This window comes from Rickettsia finnyi, from assembly GCF_049668125.1.
GTDB classification, from domain to species: domain Bacteria; phylum Pseudomonadota; class Alphaproteobacteria; order Rickettsiales; family Rickettsiaceae; genus Rickettsia; species Rickettsia kotlanii.
Map to the genome: position 1 here is coordinate 758,091 of NZ_CP187160.1, position 17,174 is coordinate 775,264.

The window sequence follows — 17,174 nt, forward strand, 5'->3', positions numbered from 1 at the left end:
TACGAATAAATAAAATGTCTTCATTACTATAAATTATTATATGACCTTAAGAAATTATAATAAATATCTTATATATATTATAGTATTTTTATTATCTATAATAATTTTTATTCCTAAAATTCATGCTAAGCTCTATGAGAAGCCTAAGGATAAATTAGCATTTTTAAGAGGTTCAAGTGTTCCTGATAATATAATTTTTTTTGATGAAGAAAAAAATCAATATTCTCTTGATCAGTTTGAAGGAAAGACTATATTGTTAGTGTTTTGGGCTACTTGGAGTGCTCCTTGTGTCACAGAAATGCCTGATCTTGATATGTTGCAAAAAGATTTTAGGAAATTACCTTTTTCAGTAATTCCGATTTCAGAAGATTATCAAGACATAAAAGTTGTGAAAGAATATTTTAAAAGCTATCAAATAAGATATTTGCCGATTTATCATGATTATAGAAATGAATTATTTAAAGCCTTAGGGGTTGTTAGTTTACCGACTAGTATATTAATAGACCCAAACGGCAAAATAGTAACTAGCTTTGTCGGTAATACAAATTGGTATGACGAAAAAGTTAGAGATACTATTTTATCTGCCATTCCCCAAAATTATCCTGAACCTAAAAATAGTTATAACGAGCAATCTCTGAATAAACCGGCTAAGCCTTTGCCGCCAATAAAAAAGGATGCTATAGAGTAACTCCAAGTAAATAGACGAAGTTTAATTTGGAAAAAAGCAAGGAGTCTATAAGGCGAGGAGCAGAGCGTATACTTAATAGGTGAGTACCGCAGATCTTATAAGACGACATAGCCAATTTTTCAAATTAAACGAGTATATTAAATTAAAAATGAGTAAAATTAATGAATGAAGTAAATACATCAACTATGGCGAATGCTGAATTTGATCAGATAATCACCAAACGGCAGATAAGTAAATTAGATCAATTATTTGCTTCGGTTTTTGGTAATTCTAAAGAGGTGATTGCCGTTTTACGCCTTAGTGGTGTTATCGGTAAAGTAAGTACTATGCAATCGGGACTTACGTTAGAATCATTAAATGAACTAATCGAAAAAGCTTTTAAAATAAAGAAATTAAAAGCATTATGTTTAATTATTAATTCTCCTGGCGGTTCTCCGGTACAATCTGAACTTATTGCAAAACGTATTCGTGACCTTGCTAAAGAAAATAAAATAAAAATTTATAGTTTTATTGAAGATATGGCGGCTTCAGGTGGATATTGGCTTGCTTGCAGTGGTGACCGGATATATGCTTTGCCGAGTTCGGTTATCGGTAGTATCGGAGTAGTATCAAGCGGATTCGGTTTTCATGAAGCAATTAATAAACTTGGGATAGAGAGAAGAGTTTATACGGAAGGCAAGAATAAATCAGTATTGGATCCGTTTAAACCTATTAATAAAGATGATCTTAAAATTATCAAAGATTTGCAAAAGCAGGTTTATGAACATTTTATAGAATATGTAAAAACAAGAAGAGCAGGGAAGTTAACTCAGCAAGACGAAATTTTATTTAACGGTGAATTTTGGGCAGGACAAACGGCGCTTGATTACGGCTTAATTGATGGCATAGGTGATATGTATAGCGTAATGAAAGAAAAATTCGGTGATAATATTAAGTTTCAATATCTATGTGCTAAACAACCTTGGCTTAAAAAGAAACTTGGCATGGGAAGTAAGATATTAACCGATAATCTTGCCAATTCTTTAATTGATGCGGTAGAAAATAAAATTATTAACGATAAATTTGATATGAAATAATATGCCAATAACACAAGTTAAAATTAAAAAACTAGAAAATTTTTCCGGCAGTCTGCCGGAATATGCTACAGAGCATAGTGCGGGGATGGATTTAATAGCCGCAAACGAGCAACCTATAACAATAAAAGCAGGCGCAATACAGCTAATTCCAACAGGCATCGCTATAGCACTACCAGATTCGTTTGAAGCCCAAATAAGACCCCGTTCGGGTCTTGCCGTTAAACACGGTATCACGGTTGCTAATTCACCCGGTACTATTGATGCAGATTATCGAGGTGAAATAAAGGTCATTCTTATTAATCTCGGTAAAGAAGATTTCATTATAGAAAAAGGCATGCGAATTGCACAGATAATAATCGCAAAGTACGAACGTATATTATGGGAAGAAAGTAGTAGTCTTATGGAAACGATGCGTGGTAGTGGTGGCTTTGGTTCTACGGGTGTTTAGTTGGTCTCTATGTCATTCCTGCTTTCGCGGGAATGATATAAATGAGCCATGCAACAACGCTTTTAGTAACTCGTAATGACTATTAGGTATCCACGCAACAAATCATAAAACTTATGAAAATCACAATAAAATTATTAACTTCTATATTCTTGTTATTAGCTTTAAAAGTAAATGCTAATTCTAATGTTGTAGATAATATTAAGCAAGTTTTTACCTATATCGATCAAAAAAATTGGTCACAAGCCGAAGATTTAGCTCTAGAAGTAAATAATAAAATTTTAACAAAAATTGTACTTTCTCAGAAATATTTAGATAATAAATATTCAGATAATAGTTTTGAACATGTAATAAGGTTTTTATGCAATAACCCGGATTGGCCTCAAAATAAGCTGCTTGAAGAAAGAGCGGAAGAATATCTAAATAATAATACAAATAAAAAAGTAATTTTTGATTGGTTTAGTAAACATCCTCCTCTTACCGGCAAAGGTTATAAATTTTATGCGGCAGCTGCAAGTAGTGTAATCAAAGATCAGAAGGTATTACTACCTATTATTAAAGAGGCTTGGGTATACGCCAATTTCACTCCTGAAGAAGAAAATGCATATTACAATAAGTGGCATAAATATTTAACTGCGAGTGATCATTTAGCGCGAATAGAAGAACATTTATGGAAAAATGATATTAGAGCTGCTGAGCAATCCCTGAAATATGTAGATCAAGGTTACCGTAATTCTTTTAAAGTTCAAATTGCGATTATAGGTAAAGCGCCAAATGCTGAAAAGCTTTTTAAAAGTATTCCTGAAAAATACTATACTTCCGGTTTATTATATCGTTATTTAGATTTTAAAAAAATGCAAAAGCCGACAAAGGAAATTATTACTTTGTTTAAGAAAGCTAAAAATAACCGTAAACATTTTATTAAATGGTGTCGTATTCAGTCCTATTATGCTCGTGAATTCATCGATTACAAAGATTTTGCTAATAGCTATAGAATGGCAACGCTTCCTTTTGCTACTTGTCCTGAAACTATAAGGGAGCAGGAATGGCTTGCGGGCTGGCTTTCTTTAAGTTTTTTAAACAAGCCTGATCAAGCATTAGTACATTTTAATAAGTTTATTAAAGTTGTTAAGACTCCGATTAGTTTGGCACGTGGGTTTTATTGGCTAGGTCGTACTTATGCAGCAAAAGGTGATAAGCAAACGGCTAGAAAATTTTACGAGCAGGCAGCCAAATATTCTTTTACCTTTTATGGGCAGGTAGCAAATATTGAATTAAATAGGACCAAGTTAGTTTTACCTCCTATTCCCGTAATAACTTCTGAAGAAAGGAAAATTATAGAAAATAAAGAGATTATTAAAGCAATAAGGTTATTGGTTAAATATAATAAAAGCTACTTAGCCCTGATATATTCCAAAGCAGCAATGAAAAACACTAAAAATTCTGCAGAAATTCAAATAATTGCGAATATTATTAAAACAAGTAATAATACTAATCATATGGTTGAGGTGGCAAAAATTGCCGCCCAAAATAATGCTTTTATTCCGGATTGTGCTTTTCCAACGCCTTATAATCTAGTAGGTTTGCCTATCCCACCTCATTTAACTTATGGAATAATTAGACAAGAATCGGTTTTTGATCATAAAGCAGTAAGTTATGCAAATGCTATGGGTCTCATGCAACTTATTAAAGATACTGCTTGTGATACCGCAAGATCCATAAATGTTAAATGTAATGTAGCAGACTTAACTAGAAATCCGGTATATAATATTAAACTTGGTTCGCATCATTTCAAAAAATTATTAGATGATCATAAAGGTTCTTATATTCTATCCATTGCTTCTTACAATGCCGGAAGTCATAATGTAGTAAAATGGATAGATAGGTTTGGTGATCCAAGGGATATAAAAGATACAAGAAAAGTTATTGACTGGATAGAACTTATACCTTATCGAGAAACAAGAGATTACGTTCAAAGAGTACTTGAAAATGTTCAGATTTATCGGGTAATCTTAAATAAGAATAGTAGTTTGTACTTTAAGCGTGACTTACATGCTGGTGATATAGCAAAAAGTTAATTGCTATTAGTGCTTTATTTTGACATATAGTAATACATAAGTATAATATGGTGGACACTAATTAAAAATATGAATTAAGGAGAGAGTATGAAAAAAATAGAGCAACACTTTAAAAAACAGCGTAATGATACCGATATTCAAGTACAGAAATATAAAGACGATCTTAATGTAATCGGCATTAGATATGACCACAAATTTGCACATGTTGAAGTCCCAAATCATGCTACCGGCGGGCTTGAATATTTTAAATGGGATTGGATGACAAGCACTACGGGTAGCCATTCAGAAATAGTACTAAGATTTAAGAAAATAGTAAGCATTTTAAAAGAAGCTAAAAGTAATCCGGCCCAGTATGAAAACTTAGTATCTAACTTGGATGCTAGTACTAAAAATGCACTTGAGGCTACTATGAAGAGTAATAATATTACTGTCCCGACACAAGACCTTAATAAGGTAATATCAGAAATATTATCAGGAATGCAAACATGGCTAGATACAAAAAGTCATATCCCTATGGACCTTAAACAAAAATTCTTAGATTTAGGTTCTAATAATTTAGAACTATTCATAAAAGCTGCTTATAATAAATTTAACAATACGTGGATAGTTAAAGAGTTTTTTGATAATGCTGTAAAAACTGGAGAAGAAGGTAGAAAATATCTAGCCGATTGTGATTGTAGTTCAACTGACCAGCTATGGACAAAACTTGTTAAACCTACAATAGAAAACCTTAGAATAAGCAAAAATTCAACTGATAAATCTGAAGATGATAAAATATCAGAGGCTTCAGCGAATAAACTTGGAGAAAAAGTAAAGACTTTAGCACTATCTAATACTCATGAACTACCAGCACAAAAAGAAGCATTAAAGCTTGTATATGATATGGGAAAAGGTAATTTAGATAAAGCAACTGTTGTTCAGAACATTAATTTTTGTCAGGACGATACTTTATTAGGTTGGTTTGTAGAATATAGTGGCCTTACTATTGACCAAATCAAGGCTAAAGCAGTAGAGCTTACCGGTGATGGTGCTGCTTTTTATTTAGAATAGTTTCTTAAGGTTCTGCTCATTTCCTATGTCATTTCTATTCCCTTTTATGTCATCCATAGCTAAAATGGGAATCCAGTGCTTGTCTCTGTCATAGCATGGCTTGTCCACGGTATTAGAAAAAATAAAATAAAGACTGGATGCCGTGGTCAAACCACGGCATGACATAGTAGATTTACCTGTTCATATAACAATACCTATCAATTATATTCATGATTCTTAAAAAGATATCTTTACTAATAATATTATTTTTTGCAATATCAACTTTTTCTGCTGGTCATAGTCTAAAAAGTATCTCTATTACTGTTGTTGCTCCGGCAACAGGAGCGGATAATAAAACCTTGTCGGATTTAAAAAATATTAATGGACTAAATTTACAAATTTCTTCTAAGTGTTTTGCTAAAGGTAAGCTACCCTTTCTTGCAAGTAACGATGAAGTAAGATTTAATTGCCTACGGGATGCATTATTTGATGAGTCTGATAATATAGTATGGAGTTTACGAGGTGGTTACGGCTCTGCGAGAATAATTCCTGATTTACTAAAGCTATCAAAACCAAATAAAGAGAAATTCTTTATAGGATATAGCGATATAACGGCGTTACATCTTTTTCTATCACAAGAATGGGGCTGGAAAACTATTCACGGCAGTAATATAGCCGATCTCTTAAAGCCGGAACAAGATCAAGGTAATTTTACCAAGCTTGCTGAAATATTAAAAGGTAAAGTAAAGCAGGTTACTATAGATAATTTAGTGCCTCTTAACGATATAGCAAAATCAAGTGATCTTGTTAACGGCAAACTAACAGGCGGTAACTTAACTATGGTGCAGACTAGTATAGGAACGAGTTGGCAAATAAAGACTAAGGGCAAAATTCTTTTTTTAGAAGATGTGAATGTAGCTCCTTTTAGATTAGATCGTAAGCTTTTACACTTAAAGCAAGCAGGGTTACTTGAGGATGTTAAGGCTATAATATTTGGTTCATTTGGTAAAGATCTTGATGCCACAATGTTAGTGCTTCGTAATTTTGCAGATAGTTTAGATATACCGGTATTTAAAACAAATAGATTCGGTCATGAAAAAATTAACGATCCGATTATTTATAATACGAATAGTAAGATTATTAAAAGTAAAGAATTTAAGTTAGTGATGGGGTTGTAAGCACTATTGCGAAATGACATAATTAGCTATCGACTCAAATGTAAATAATCATTATACTTTGATAAATTCAAATCATAAGAAAAGAATTTATTTGTAATATAATGTTCAAGTAATTTGACTAATCCTGCTTTATGTCTATTTAAAGTCTCGATGCTTAAAGTTATTTCCGTTGTGTGCACATAAGGTTCGGTACTAGTTATTTTTACGTAGGCGATAGTAATATTGTTATTCATAACTGGATTCCCGCTTTCGTGGGCATAACACAAAAGGGGCTGGGGATGACATAAAAGGGACAGAGAATTACATTTCGTAAATCCGTTTTCTAGTAACATCAAACTTTCTATGATAAGTTGAGGAGAAAGTCCAAGCTCTATTTCTTTCTTAGTTGGAATAGTACCGGTCTTATAATCTAGTATAGTTATATTGTTTGATTTACTTATTTCAATTCGGTCAGCTATACCGATTATTTTTATATCTTGACCTACAATATTTAGCCGTAACTCCCCTTTAGTTTCAAAATAGATTTCTTTGCAGTTTTTTCGGCGTTCTATATCAAATAAAATAAAAGCTTTGCTGAAAGCCATGAGTTTTATTTGCCAAGTTTTTTTTGTGTAGCTTGGTAAAATAGTGCTATATAAAATATGATTACCGATATTTATTAAAGCATTTTGTTTATCAAGCAAATTTAAATTAATATATTGTGTGTCGTAATTTTTAGAATATTCTTCTAAAACTTTATGAATCAAATTACCGAAATCCGATATTTTAGGCTCTTCCCATATATGATCTTTTTTACATAGTCCAAGAATTTTCTTAGCATAAAAGCCGTATGGGTTTCTTATTAATGTTTCTATTTCGGTTACTGATAAGGTGGTTGGGAAAGAGGGGCTGTGGATCTCAATACTCTTGTCATACCGTGGCTTGACCACGGTATCCATATAATTACTGGACCCCGTGATCAAGTCACGGGGTGACACAGAACCTTTTTCTAGCTTCAAAAATAAATTACTCGGCACTGACAATTTTCCATCATATTTTTTAGCATTCAGTATAACTATTTGTTTATTTTGTAGAAATAAATTGAAGTAATCTGAATGTAGAGTAGGGGCGATTTCATCGTAATCTATATTTAGTATCTGCAAGGCTTTCTTGCTAAGCCATGGGTGAGCTTTAGCACTAAGTGTCCAGTGTCCATTATTAAAATGTGGTAATATAATTAAGTCAAATTCACATAATGCTAAATCTTCAGGCCGTCCTATAATAATACTAGCAGCGTCGGTATTTTTGTAATATTTGATATTAGAAAGTAAAAAAGAAAAAATTTTAGGAAAATCCTTTTTATCCATTGAATTTATATATTTACTATATGCGGTTAAATTTGTTAAAAACTCAAGTAGTTCTGCTCCTCCTTCTTTGTCCCAAATAGTAGGCAAAAGTTTTTCAGTTATTTCTTTAGTTAAGGTTAGAATAGCTTGTATATTATGTGGAGTATCGGTAAATAAAATATCTATTAAGTTACGGCAATACTGTCTTATATCCTCATTATCAAATTGTAATTGCAATAAATATTTTGGTGAGGATATAAAACGGTTTTTATTAGATAGCATTAACTCTAACTGCTGTACAGTAGGGCAGTTAATTAAAGGATTTTTAAGTAATAAAAATAGAAGTTTTAAATCAAAATTATTACATAATATTTTAATAATGGAAGTTAGTAATTCACCTATATTAGTAAGCCTTAAGTCATTACCTAGTAGATCTTCATATTTGTCTAAAAAATTACAATATACTCTTTTAAGCTTATTATTATTTGTAACGATTGCAATCCGTCTGTCTTTATTACAGCTACATATATAAGCTATTTGTTTAGTTTCTTCATAAATGTCATTAGGTTCATAATAAGATATCCCATCGCTAATCTGCTTGGAGGCAGGACTATAGTGAATTATGTAATCCTTTAATTCTTCTTCAAATCTTTTAAAAAAAACATTAGGCTTGAATATTCCGGCGAGTATTACCTGCTTATGTCCCTTTTTTATTTTTATTATTTCTTCTTGTAATAGCTTTAATTTATAAACTGCTTTAGTTTGTTTTTGAGTAAACGATATTTCTTCTTGCCATCTTAAGAAGCAATATTCTAGAAATTGATAAATCTTTTGCCAATAGTTAGAATTGTTATAGACTTCAATTAATTTTATATCGGTCTTATTGATTATAAGATCATTAAATAATTTTCTTAAAAGTTCTGCAGCTTTTAATGATTCATTTTTATTAAAAGGTAATTCTTTATATTCGGTGATAATGGATGATAAAATAAGTAATTCTTCTATTTTAGATATATAATCCGAATCGGTTTTTTTTGAAATAAGAGAATTAAAAGGAATAATCATAGGTAATTTAATTTTATATTTATCGGTTAAAATCTTCTTTAATTCTAGGCATGAGAAATTGTTAGGCAATATTATTTGCACTTCTGTACCTTTACCTAATTTATCAATGATATACTCAGCAAAACTTTTCAAAAAAGAGTAATCAGCAGTCATAAATAATGTTTTTGATAATAATATAGCAGATCAAAGGTCCGAAATCTTATTTAAAATGATAATAATATATAATATTTGATTATTAGTTTCTTATTGAGTATCTTAAAATATATTAATTTAAATTTAATAAATAAGGTATCATATGAAAATTTTTATTATATTATTTATTACTATTATAGTCTCTATAACATCACGAGCTTATGCTAATAATTTAAACTCACATATAGCTTATTGTGATAATATACAAGTAGAACAACAAGAAGATTTGGTAATGCAAAAATTGGTTAAACTATTTGTGACTGAAATGAATTGTATTATTAGCGGCTGTTTATAACAATGGGATGTGCAAGATAATCAGGTAAAATATTCAATTGCTTGGCAAGAACAATGTGGACCTGTAATTTATGGTCAGTATCAACTAGAAGACAATGGTAGAGGTTCTACTTTCGTATATGAACGCTCTAAAAATTCCGTATGTTGTTGCTCGCTTGGATATGAATATAATAAAGCGTTTGTAATATGTTCATCTAATGATGTTAAAAACTAATATTTACTTACTAACTTTTACGAATTCTTTAAATAATTCTAAATCTATTCCATTATCGTTAAGATATTCAGGATGCCATTGAACGCCGATAACAAATTTATGTTTCGTTGATTCAATGGCTTCAATTATACCGTCTTCTGCTTTTGCAGATACGATAAGATCATTACCAAGTTGTTTAGCAGCCTGGTGATGAGTCGAATTAACCATAGTTTGTAGCTGATTATTAGCTATTTTAGCAAGTTTAGTATTCGCTTCTATATTAATTGCATGCGAAACGATGTTTTTAGGCGAATGTTGTGTATGATTAATTACAGTTTCAATATAATCAGGAATATGTTTAATAAGCGTACCCTTAAAAATAACGTTTAATAACTGCATACCTCGGCATATTCCTAAAACCGGAATATCTCTCTCTAATGCTTTCTTTAAAACTAATATCTCAAAATTATCACGTTCTTCATTGGAAACTACTACATCTGCGGCATATTCCGGCTCATAAAATTTAGGATGTATGTCCTCATCACCGCCTGGCATTACAACACCATCAACAAGTTCCATAAGCTGATTTATTGTATCACTTTGATAAGGTAATAATAGCGGTACACCGCCGGCTGTAATAATCGCATCGGTATAGTTTCTTCGCAAGGCGTACCATGGAAAAGCAGCGTAAGTATATTTTTCACAATTTTGAGCTAAATCAGGTGTAACACCTATTATCGGTTTTTTATACATTTTATTATCGTTTTATTATTTTTCTGTCAGCTATGTTATTCTTCATAGTACCGGACAGTTCATACAGGTCCCGTCATTGCGAGCCAGCATTTATGCTGACGTGGCAATCTTAGGAGTTTTTTTATATTATCTGATGAGATTGCCGCGTTGTTGCTAACGCAACTCCTTGCAATGATGACTTGGCATCCACGCAGCAAAGCCACTATTACCCTTCAATATGCGGTGGTGTTTCAAAAGTATGAAACGGCGGTGGTGAGGTAAGTGTCCACTCTAATGTGTCTGCTCCTTCTCCCCAAGGATTGTTTGGACAATCTTTGCCGTATTTTAGCGTATAGAAAACGATAAATACAAAATAAAGGGCAGCAAACATAGAAATACCTGCTCCTATTGACGAAACCATATTCCAGCCGGCGAAAGCTTCAGGGTAGTCTGGTATTCTTCTTGGCATGCCAGCAAGACCTAAGAAATGTTGCGGGAAGAAAGTTAAATTAACGCCTATAAAGGTAATCCAAAAATGAATTTTGCCTAAAATGTCCGGATATTGTTTACCAGATATTTTGCCAAACCAATAATAAAAGCCTGCAAATGCCGTAAATAAAGCACCGAGCGACATCGTATAATGGAAATGTGCAACAACATAATATGTATCGTGCAGAACTCTATCAAGTGCCGAATTTGATAGGATTATGCCGGTTACGCCGCCGATCGTGAATAATATAATAAATCCTATCGAAAATAGCATAGGAGTTGGGAATGTAATCGAACCACCCCACATAGTTGCTATCCAGCTAAATATTTTAATACCCGTCGGAACTGCTATAATCATCGTTCCAGCAGTGAAATATATAAGTGCATTATAAGCAAGTCCAACAGTAAACATATGGTGAGCCCATACGATAAATCCAACAAAGCCTATTATCACCATAGCCCCGACCATACCTTGGTAACCGAATATAGGTTTGCGTGAAAAAGTTGCAATAACTTGACTTACTATACCAAAGCCTGGAAGTATTACGATATATACTTCAGGATGACCGAAAAACCAAAATAGATGCTGAAATAATACAGGATCACCACCGCCGTCAGGCTTAAAGAAAGTAGTTCCAAAATTACGGTCTGTAAGTAGCATAGTAATAGCTCCACCAAGTACCGGCATAGCAAGAATTATTAGAAATGCGGTAACTAAAATAGACCAAACGAATAACGGCATCTTGAAAAGCCCCATTCCCGGAGCTCTCATATTAAAGATAGTAACGATTAAGTTAATTGATCCAAGGATTGACGATAGACCGGTTAAATGTAAACTGAAAATAGCCATATCAACGGCTGCACCGGGGTGACCGCTTAAATTACTTAAAGGAGGGTAGAGCGTCCAGCCCGTTCCCGGTCCACCGTCAACAAAAGCTGATCCCATGAGTAAAAGAAAAGCAGGAACTAGTAGCCAAAAACTGATATTGTTAAGGCGTGGAAATGCCATATCGGGAGCCCCTATTAACAGAGGTACGAAATAGTTACCAAAGCCACCGAACAAAGCCGGCATAATCATAAAGAATACCATAATAACTGCATGTGCTGTGATAAGCACGTTATATAGCTGGAAATCATGATTTAAGAAAGTGCCGCCGGGCATTGCAAGCTCTAACCTAAAAAGCAATGAGAACAAACCTCCGACAATCCCGGCAAAAATGGCAAATATGATATACATAATGCCGATATCTTTGTGATTGGTAGAAAACAGCCATCGCCTCCAACCGTGTTGGGTGTGGTGGTCATTGTGATAAATTTCAGTAGTAGTTATATCCATAATTATTATTCTGCCTGTTTTAATTTTTCGATATCTGCTCCAACAATTGCCGGAATATTCCGAGTGATTTTGTCATAATCCCAATCCCACAATTTAATTTCAAATAATTGCTCAACTATCTCATCAGGAAATCTATAGCGTACTATCTTTGCAGGATTACCGACAACAATACTATACTAGTACCCATAGCAATAGTACAAAATTTTCCTATAATCAATTTAACAAAATAAGCTCCTCTAACATTTTCATATTCAAATTTCTCAGGGTGATTAGCATCATTGTAATAAGTGTAATCTCCGACTATTATATTTGGATTATGGATAAAATGTTTTAAAAATATCCTTTCTTTCGCTTGTTTAGGAAAAAGATGGTGGATAAGGGTTATTGTGGTTAGTCATATATTAAAAAATTTAAAGTAATAGTTTTAGTTTATATAAATACTTTCGTTATAGATTACCATGCTTCTTTACCTGCTGAATCATCACTACTTAATAATTTCTTGATGTCGATTAGAAGCGGTTATATCGTTTAGTAATTTATCTAGTTCAGATATTTTTGTATTATAATTTTCCATAGAACTTCTAAATATAATTAGTTAGCTGCCAATTTTGGCTTCTTGCCATTCATAGCAGTTTTATTCTTGCTTGCAATCCAATTGTCGAAATCCTCTTTACTTACTACTTCTATAGCAATTGGCATGAAGCCGTGATGGATGCCGCATAGTTCGGAGCATTGCCCGTAATATACGCCTTTTTTAGCCACTCTTGTCCAGGTTTCATTTATTCTGCCTGGGACTGCGTCTATTTTAAACCCAAGTGATGGAACGGCAAAGCTATGTATTACGTCACCTGCGGTAATGAGAAACCTTACGGTAGCATTTTCAGGGATAACAATTCGATTATCAACATCTAATAATCTTTTTTGGTTAGGTTTTAAATTCTCATCAGAGATCATTACGCTATCAAATTCTAAATTATCATGATCAGGATATATATAATGCCAATACCATTGATAGCCTACTACTTTAATAGTTAAATCTGTTTCAGGTATTTTTTCGGCATGACGCAATATTTTAAAAGACGGTACTGCAATAATAACTAAAATTATTATAGGTATTACAGTCCAAATTATTTCTAGGAAAACATTATGTGAAAATTTTGCCGGTACGGGATTATTTTTTGCATTAAATCTGATGCATACAAAGCCAAGTAATCCGGCAACAAATAAAACAATAGCCGTTGAGATGTAAAGCAGAAAATTATGAAAATGATGTAATTCCTCCATAATCGGACTTGCCGGCGGCTGGAATGTTACTTGCCAAGGTAACGGCTCGGAAGCAAAGCAATTACTACTAACAATCAAAAAACAAATTAAAGCAATAGACATCTTCCCAAATTTCGCTTTTGGAGGTAATTTATATGTCGATCCGGTACTCGAATCCTCGCGTACGCTTTTGTGCGCTGCGGTTCGAGGGGAACTGTCTTCTTTAAATTCCTCGCTATAAGCTGGTTTGGAAAGATGTCTAATAATATTGTTCATAGCACATATAAAGTTATTTATATTTAATATAAATGGATATACAGTTTTATTAAAGTAAAAATCGATAAATTTTTGTAAAAACTATATATTTTTAATAATATTTGAGCTAGAAAGTGTACCTATATTAGGATGTTGCAGTAAGTCAATAACTTCTATTACTTTCGCATTTATTAATTTTGCTTGAATTTATTTATTAACTGAGGATCGTACTTTGTTACGGCGATTACAGAAGGACAAATATTTTGCACTAACCGAGCGTAATCATTAAAATCTTTTAGTTTAGGTAATATAAGTACTTTATCAACAAATGTGAAAGAACTTAAAATTTTTGCTTGTTGTAATTGATTATGGATAGGTTGACGTTTTGTATATTTAATAATTGTTTCATCCGGCTCTAAAGCAACGATTAAGTATTTGCCGTGTTTTTTAGCTTGGCGTAGAAATTCTATATGACCGTACATGTAATAAATCAAAACAACCGCCTACTAGAACTAATTTCACTATTTATAGGACAGTTTTTATTTAATATTCTATTTTGGATAATTTGACAGTATTATGGCTAGATGAGCAGGACATAAGATTTATAAAAATTAATAAAAATAGGGAAAGTCTAGGCATAATATTTATCTATATTAAGTTAATGAAAATTAACTTAAATTAAATTTTAATCAATAAAAAACTAATAAGACAGAAATAAAAAATTTTACAATTTTCTATTGTAATTTGTTTGTATATAGTTCATATTATTATTAGTAATGAAAAATTGATTCAAATAATCTTCAGAGCAATTTTAATGAATGATACCGCACTACCTTATGATTTTAATGGCATATTACCATCATCTTTTATTAGTGCACGTCTCAGGAAAATCCTCACCTTTGCCTCCTTATTATTATTTATAGGATTAGTTGTTTTTGTCTCTTTTGCTGTTAATAATTATGTTAACGACACTTTATCCATAACTTTAGTACAACCTGATATTAGTGAAGAAGAAACAATTTCATTTAAAGAAGTAGTAGTAAAAAAAGGCGATACTATAAAGTCAATTTTGATAGAACAACATATCCCTAAAAATGAAATAGACAAAATTGTAAGTTTAATAAAAGAGGGTAAATTATCTTCTGCTCTTAAAATAGGGCAGCAAATTATTTTTGAATATGAAACAAAAATTACCGAAAACGAGGATGAAGATTTAACCTCAGAGGTAGCATTCTTAAATAAAATCGTTATAATTATCGATAAGCTAAAAACTATTGAAGTAATTAGAGAAGGTGATAATTTTAAAGTTGAAGAAATTGTAGTACCTTTAAGTAAAAAAGTTGCTAAATCGTCGGTAAGTATTGAAGCAAATTTTATGTCAGCTCTTAAAAAACTGGGCTTATCGGATAACAGTATAATAGAGTTGATTAATGCTTATGCTTATCAAATCGATTTTCAGCGTCAAATAAAAAGTGGTGATACTGCAACCGTAATAACGGAACAATACGTAACGGAAGACGGTAAATTTTCCCACCACGGTAAAATTCTATATGTTTCATTAAATCTTTCAGGGAAAGAATATAATATATATCGTTATCCTCATGACAATAACGCAAATAATCATGCATTTTTTTCTGAAGACGGTAAAAGTGTAAAAAGAAGCTTACTTAAAACTCCGCTAAAAGTTATAAAAGTTTCTTCACATTACGGTAATAGAAAGCATCCGATACTCGGTTATACTAAAATGCATAAGGGGGTTGACTTTGCAGCTCCAACCGGTACGCCTATATATTCCGCAGGAAACGGAGTTATAACAGAAATAGGTTGGAAGTCGGGTTATGGAAAATTTATTCAGGTAAAACATAGTGGTACGCTATCTACTGCTTATGCGCATGCTTCAAATTTTGCAAAAAATTTAAAAGTGGGAAGTATCGTAAAACAAGGACAAATTATTGCATATGTTGGAAGTACCGGCAAAGCTACAGCTCCACATTTACATTATGAAGTTAAAATTGATGGCAAACATGTTAATCCTATGTCAGTTAAAACAACACCGGGTATAGAATTAAACGGAAAAAATTTAGAGAAATTTAAACAATTTAAAAAAGAAATAAAAACTTTAAGTGTTAAGCTTGATAAGGAATTGCAAGCTGATAAAGCAGCCACAGTTTCATTGTAGAGTGAATCCTTATCATACCGTAATCAACTTGATGTTGTATGACTCTTATGTCATTCCCGCGGAAGCGGGAATCTAGTAAACGCTATAAAAAACTTGTTTTTTATAGGTTTATTTTATCAAATATATAATTTTGTATAATATTAAGGTTATTTTTTTCTGGATTCCCGCTTGCTTGCGTGGGAATGACATTTACAATTATGCTCCCACTACTAAAAAAACTATATCTCACATTTGCTCGTAGTAGTCGTATAATGATAACCTTAGTGATTATTGATCAGTTAAGTAAATGGTGGTTTATTGATAGTTTGAGATGGAAGCCGAGCTTAATGCTTAAGGTTACTTCTTTCTTAAATATGGTTTATACTTGGAATTACGGTATTAGCTTTGGTCTAATGCGTGAATATTATCAATATAGCAATGCTATTTTCTTAATAACGAATACGATTATTGTCTGTTATTTATATTATTTGATGATACGTTCAAAAACGATCGGAAGCTTTACCGGTTATAGCTTTGTAATCGGCGGAGCTGTTGGTAATCTAATTGATAGATTTTTTAGAGGAGCAGTTTTTGACTTCATCCATTTTCATTATCAGCATTATAGCTTCCCCGTATTTAATTTAGCTGATTGCTTTATTACAATAGGAGTAATTATCTTAATAGAAGATTATTATAGTACTAAAAAAGTTATTGAAGAAAAGGCTAAAGGGAATTATGATAATGCTCAAATTGAAGCTATGGTTGAAGAATTTTGTAATATCGATAAGGGTGGTAACGATAAAATAGACTCCTTGCAAAATTAAACTTATAGATAGGAATTTGAAGGAAACACGGGACGTAGAACCGTAGCGTAGTAGACCTACGTGAGGATTCGAGTACCGGATTGACGTACAAATTACCTCTAGAAGTTCATTTTGCAAGGAGTCTAATATAATTTTAATTTATAGGTGTTTAAGTGAAAAAGATTTTTTTATTATTTACTGTTTTATTAATTACTGCTGCTTGTAGTAAAAAGTTAAAAGAAACCGTAGGTATATCAACAGCTGGACCTAATGAGTATCAAGTACAGCGTGCTAAAGCACTAGAAGTTCCGCCTCATTATTATTTACCTGATCCTGGGCATAGCAAAACAACTTACAGTAATGTAAAAGGACAAGGTGAATTTAATGAAGGTGAACAAGCATTAATGCAGGACATGAATTAGTATACTCGATCAACTTCAAAAATTGGCTATGTCGTTTTACAAGATCTGCGGTGCTCACGTATTAAGTGTACGCTCCGCTCTTCGACTTGTAAACTCCTTGCTCTTTATTGAAGTTGATCTTCATATACCTGTTCTTGAATACTAAGACTGCAA

At 32.3% G+C, this 17,174-nt stretch carries 16 protein-coding genes and 1 pseudogene; 11 read left to right on the plus strand and 6 right to left on the minus strand.

Features of this window, described 5'->3' with window-relative positions; translation table 11 throughout:
- Window positions 1–40: 40 nt before the first annotated feature.
- The 6 genes from ACPKKV_RS04210 to ACPKKV_RS04235 all read left to right on the plus strand — a co-directional run bounded on the left by ACPKKV_RS04210 (window position 41) and on the right by ACPKKV_RS04235 (window position 6,494).
- Window positions 41–688, plus strand: coding sequence for a TlpA disulfide reductase family protein (locus ACPKKV_RS04210; protein ID WP_392506381.1), 648 nt, complete (start codon window positions 41–43; stop codon window positions 686–688).
- Between the two features lie 161 nt (window positions 689–849).
- Window positions 850–1,764, plus strand: a complete 915-nt coding sequence (locus ACPKKV_RS04215; RefSeq protein WP_392506382.1) for a S49 family peptidase — start codon at window positions 850–852, stop codon at window positions 1,762–1,764.
- 1 nt (window position 1,765) lies between these two features.
- Window positions 1,766–2,212, plus strand: a complete 447-nt coding sequence (gene dut, locus ACPKKV_RS04220) for a dUTP diphosphatase (RefSeq protein ID WP_392506384.1) — start codon at window positions 1,766–1,768, stop codon at window positions 2,210–2,212.
- 113 nt (window positions 2,213–2,325) lie between these two features.
- Window positions 2,326–4,287, plus strand: a complete 1,962-nt coding sequence (locus tag ACPKKV_RS04225) for a lytic transglycosylase domain-containing protein (RefSeq protein ID WP_392506386.1) — start codon at window positions 2,326–2,328, stop codon at window positions 4,285–4,287.
- Between the two features lie 87 nt (window positions 4,288–4,374).
- A complete protein-coding gene (locus tag ACPKKV_RS04230; protein ID WP_392506387.1) occupies window positions 4,375–5,337 on the plus strand; it encodes an SrfF family effector protein in 963 nt (320 codons plus the stop codon).
- A gap of 209 nt (window positions 5,338–5,546) precedes the next feature.
- Complete coding sequence (locus ACPKKV_RS04235; RefSeq protein ID WP_392506388.1) at window positions 5,547–6,494, plus strand: LD-carboxypeptidase; 948 nt, start codon at window positions 5,547–5,549, stop codon at window positions 6,492–6,494.
- A gap of 26 nt (window positions 6,495–6,520) precedes the next feature.
- Here the strand turns inward: ACPKKV_RS04235 and ACPKKV_RS04240 are convergent, their stop codons facing one another.
- Complete coding sequence (locus ACPKKV_RS04240) at window positions 6,521–9,037, minus strand: PD-(D/E)XK nuclease family protein (protein WP_392506389.1); 2,517 nt, start codon at window positions 9,035–9,037, stop codon at window positions 6,521–6,523.
- A 142-nt stretch (window positions 9,038–9,179) separates the two neighbouring features.
- Between ACPKKV_RS04240 and ACPKKV_RS04245 the strand changes: the two genes are divergently transcribed.
- Window positions 9,180–9,371 (plus strand): hypothetical protein, encoded by a 192-nt coding sequence (locus ACPKKV_RS04245; protein WP_392506390.1) that lies wholly within the window; start codon window positions 9,180–9,182, stop codon window positions 9,369–9,371.
- Between the two features lie 9 nt (window positions 9,372–9,380).
- A complete protein-coding gene (locus ACPKKV_RS04250; RefSeq protein ID WP_392506391.1) occupies window positions 9,381–9,584 on the plus strand; it encodes a hypothetical protein in 204 nt (67 codons plus the stop codon).
- Window positions 9,585–9,587: 3 nt separating this feature from the next.
- Here the strand turns inward: ACPKKV_RS04250 and ACPKKV_RS04255 are convergent, their stop codons facing one another.
- The 5 genes and pseudogenes from ACPKKV_RS04255 to ACPKKV_RS04275 all read right to left on the minus strand — a co-directional run bounded on the left by ACPKKV_RS04255 (window position 9,588) and on the right by ACPKKV_RS04275 (window position 14,132).
- The gene (locus ACPKKV_RS04255; RefSeq protein ID WP_392506393.1) at window positions 9,588–10,316 is read right to left on the minus strand and encodes a gamma-glutamyl-gamma-aminobutyrate hydrolase family protein; all 729 of its coding nucleotides are present in this window, start codon (window positions 10,314–10,316) and stop codon (window positions 9,588–9,590) included.
- A gap of 205 nt (window positions 10,317–10,521) precedes the next feature.
- Window positions 10,522–12,120, minus strand: a complete 1,599-nt coding sequence (ctaD, locus tag ACPKKV_RS04260) for a cytochrome c oxidase subunit I (protein ID WP_392506395.1) — start codon at window positions 12,118–12,120, stop codon at window positions 10,522–10,524.
- 5 nt (window positions 12,121–12,125) lie between these two features.
- Window positions 12,126–12,518: pseudogene (locus ACPKKV_RS04265) on the minus strand (acetyltransferase).
- 193 nt (window positions 12,519–12,711) lie between these two features.
- Entirely contained in the window at window positions 12,712–13,659 is a 948-nt protein-coding gene (gene coxB, locus ACPKKV_RS04270; protein WP_392506397.1) for a cytochrome c oxidase subunit II, read from the minus strand.
- Between the two features lie 170 nt (window positions 13,660–13,829).
- Window positions 13,830–14,132, minus strand: coding sequence for an adenylyltransferase/cytidyltransferase family protein (locus ACPKKV_RS04275; RefSeq protein ID WP_392506398.1), 303 nt, complete (start codon window positions 14,130–14,132; stop codon window positions 13,830–13,832).
- 320 nt (window positions 14,133–14,452) lie between these two features.
- Here ACPKKV_RS04275 and ACPKKV_RS04280 point away from each other — a divergent pair, with 320 nt between their 5' ends.
- The 3 genes from ACPKKV_RS04280 (at window position 14,453) to ACPKKV_RS04290 (ending at window position 17,021) form a co-directional block, all read left to right on the plus strand.
- The gene (locus tag ACPKKV_RS04280; protein WP_392506399.1) at window positions 14,453–15,817 is read left to right on the plus strand and encodes a M23 family metallopeptidase; all 1,365 of its coding nucleotides are present in this window, start codon (window positions 14,453–14,455) and stop codon (window positions 15,815–15,817) included.
- A gap of 197 nt (window positions 15,818–16,014) precedes the next feature.
- Window positions 16,015–16,620 (plus strand): signal peptidase II, encoded by a 606-nt coding sequence (gene lspA, locus ACPKKV_RS04285; RefSeq protein WP_392506401.1) that lies wholly within the window; start codon window positions 16,015–16,017, stop codon window positions 16,618–16,620.
- A 152-nt stretch (window positions 16,621–16,772) separates the two neighbouring features.
- Complete coding sequence (locus tag ACPKKV_RS04290; protein ID WP_392506402.1) at window positions 16,773–17,021, plus strand: DUF3035 domain-containing protein; 249 nt, start codon at window positions 16,773–16,775, stop codon at window positions 17,019–17,021.
- Window positions 17,022–17,174: the final 153 nt, after the last annotated feature.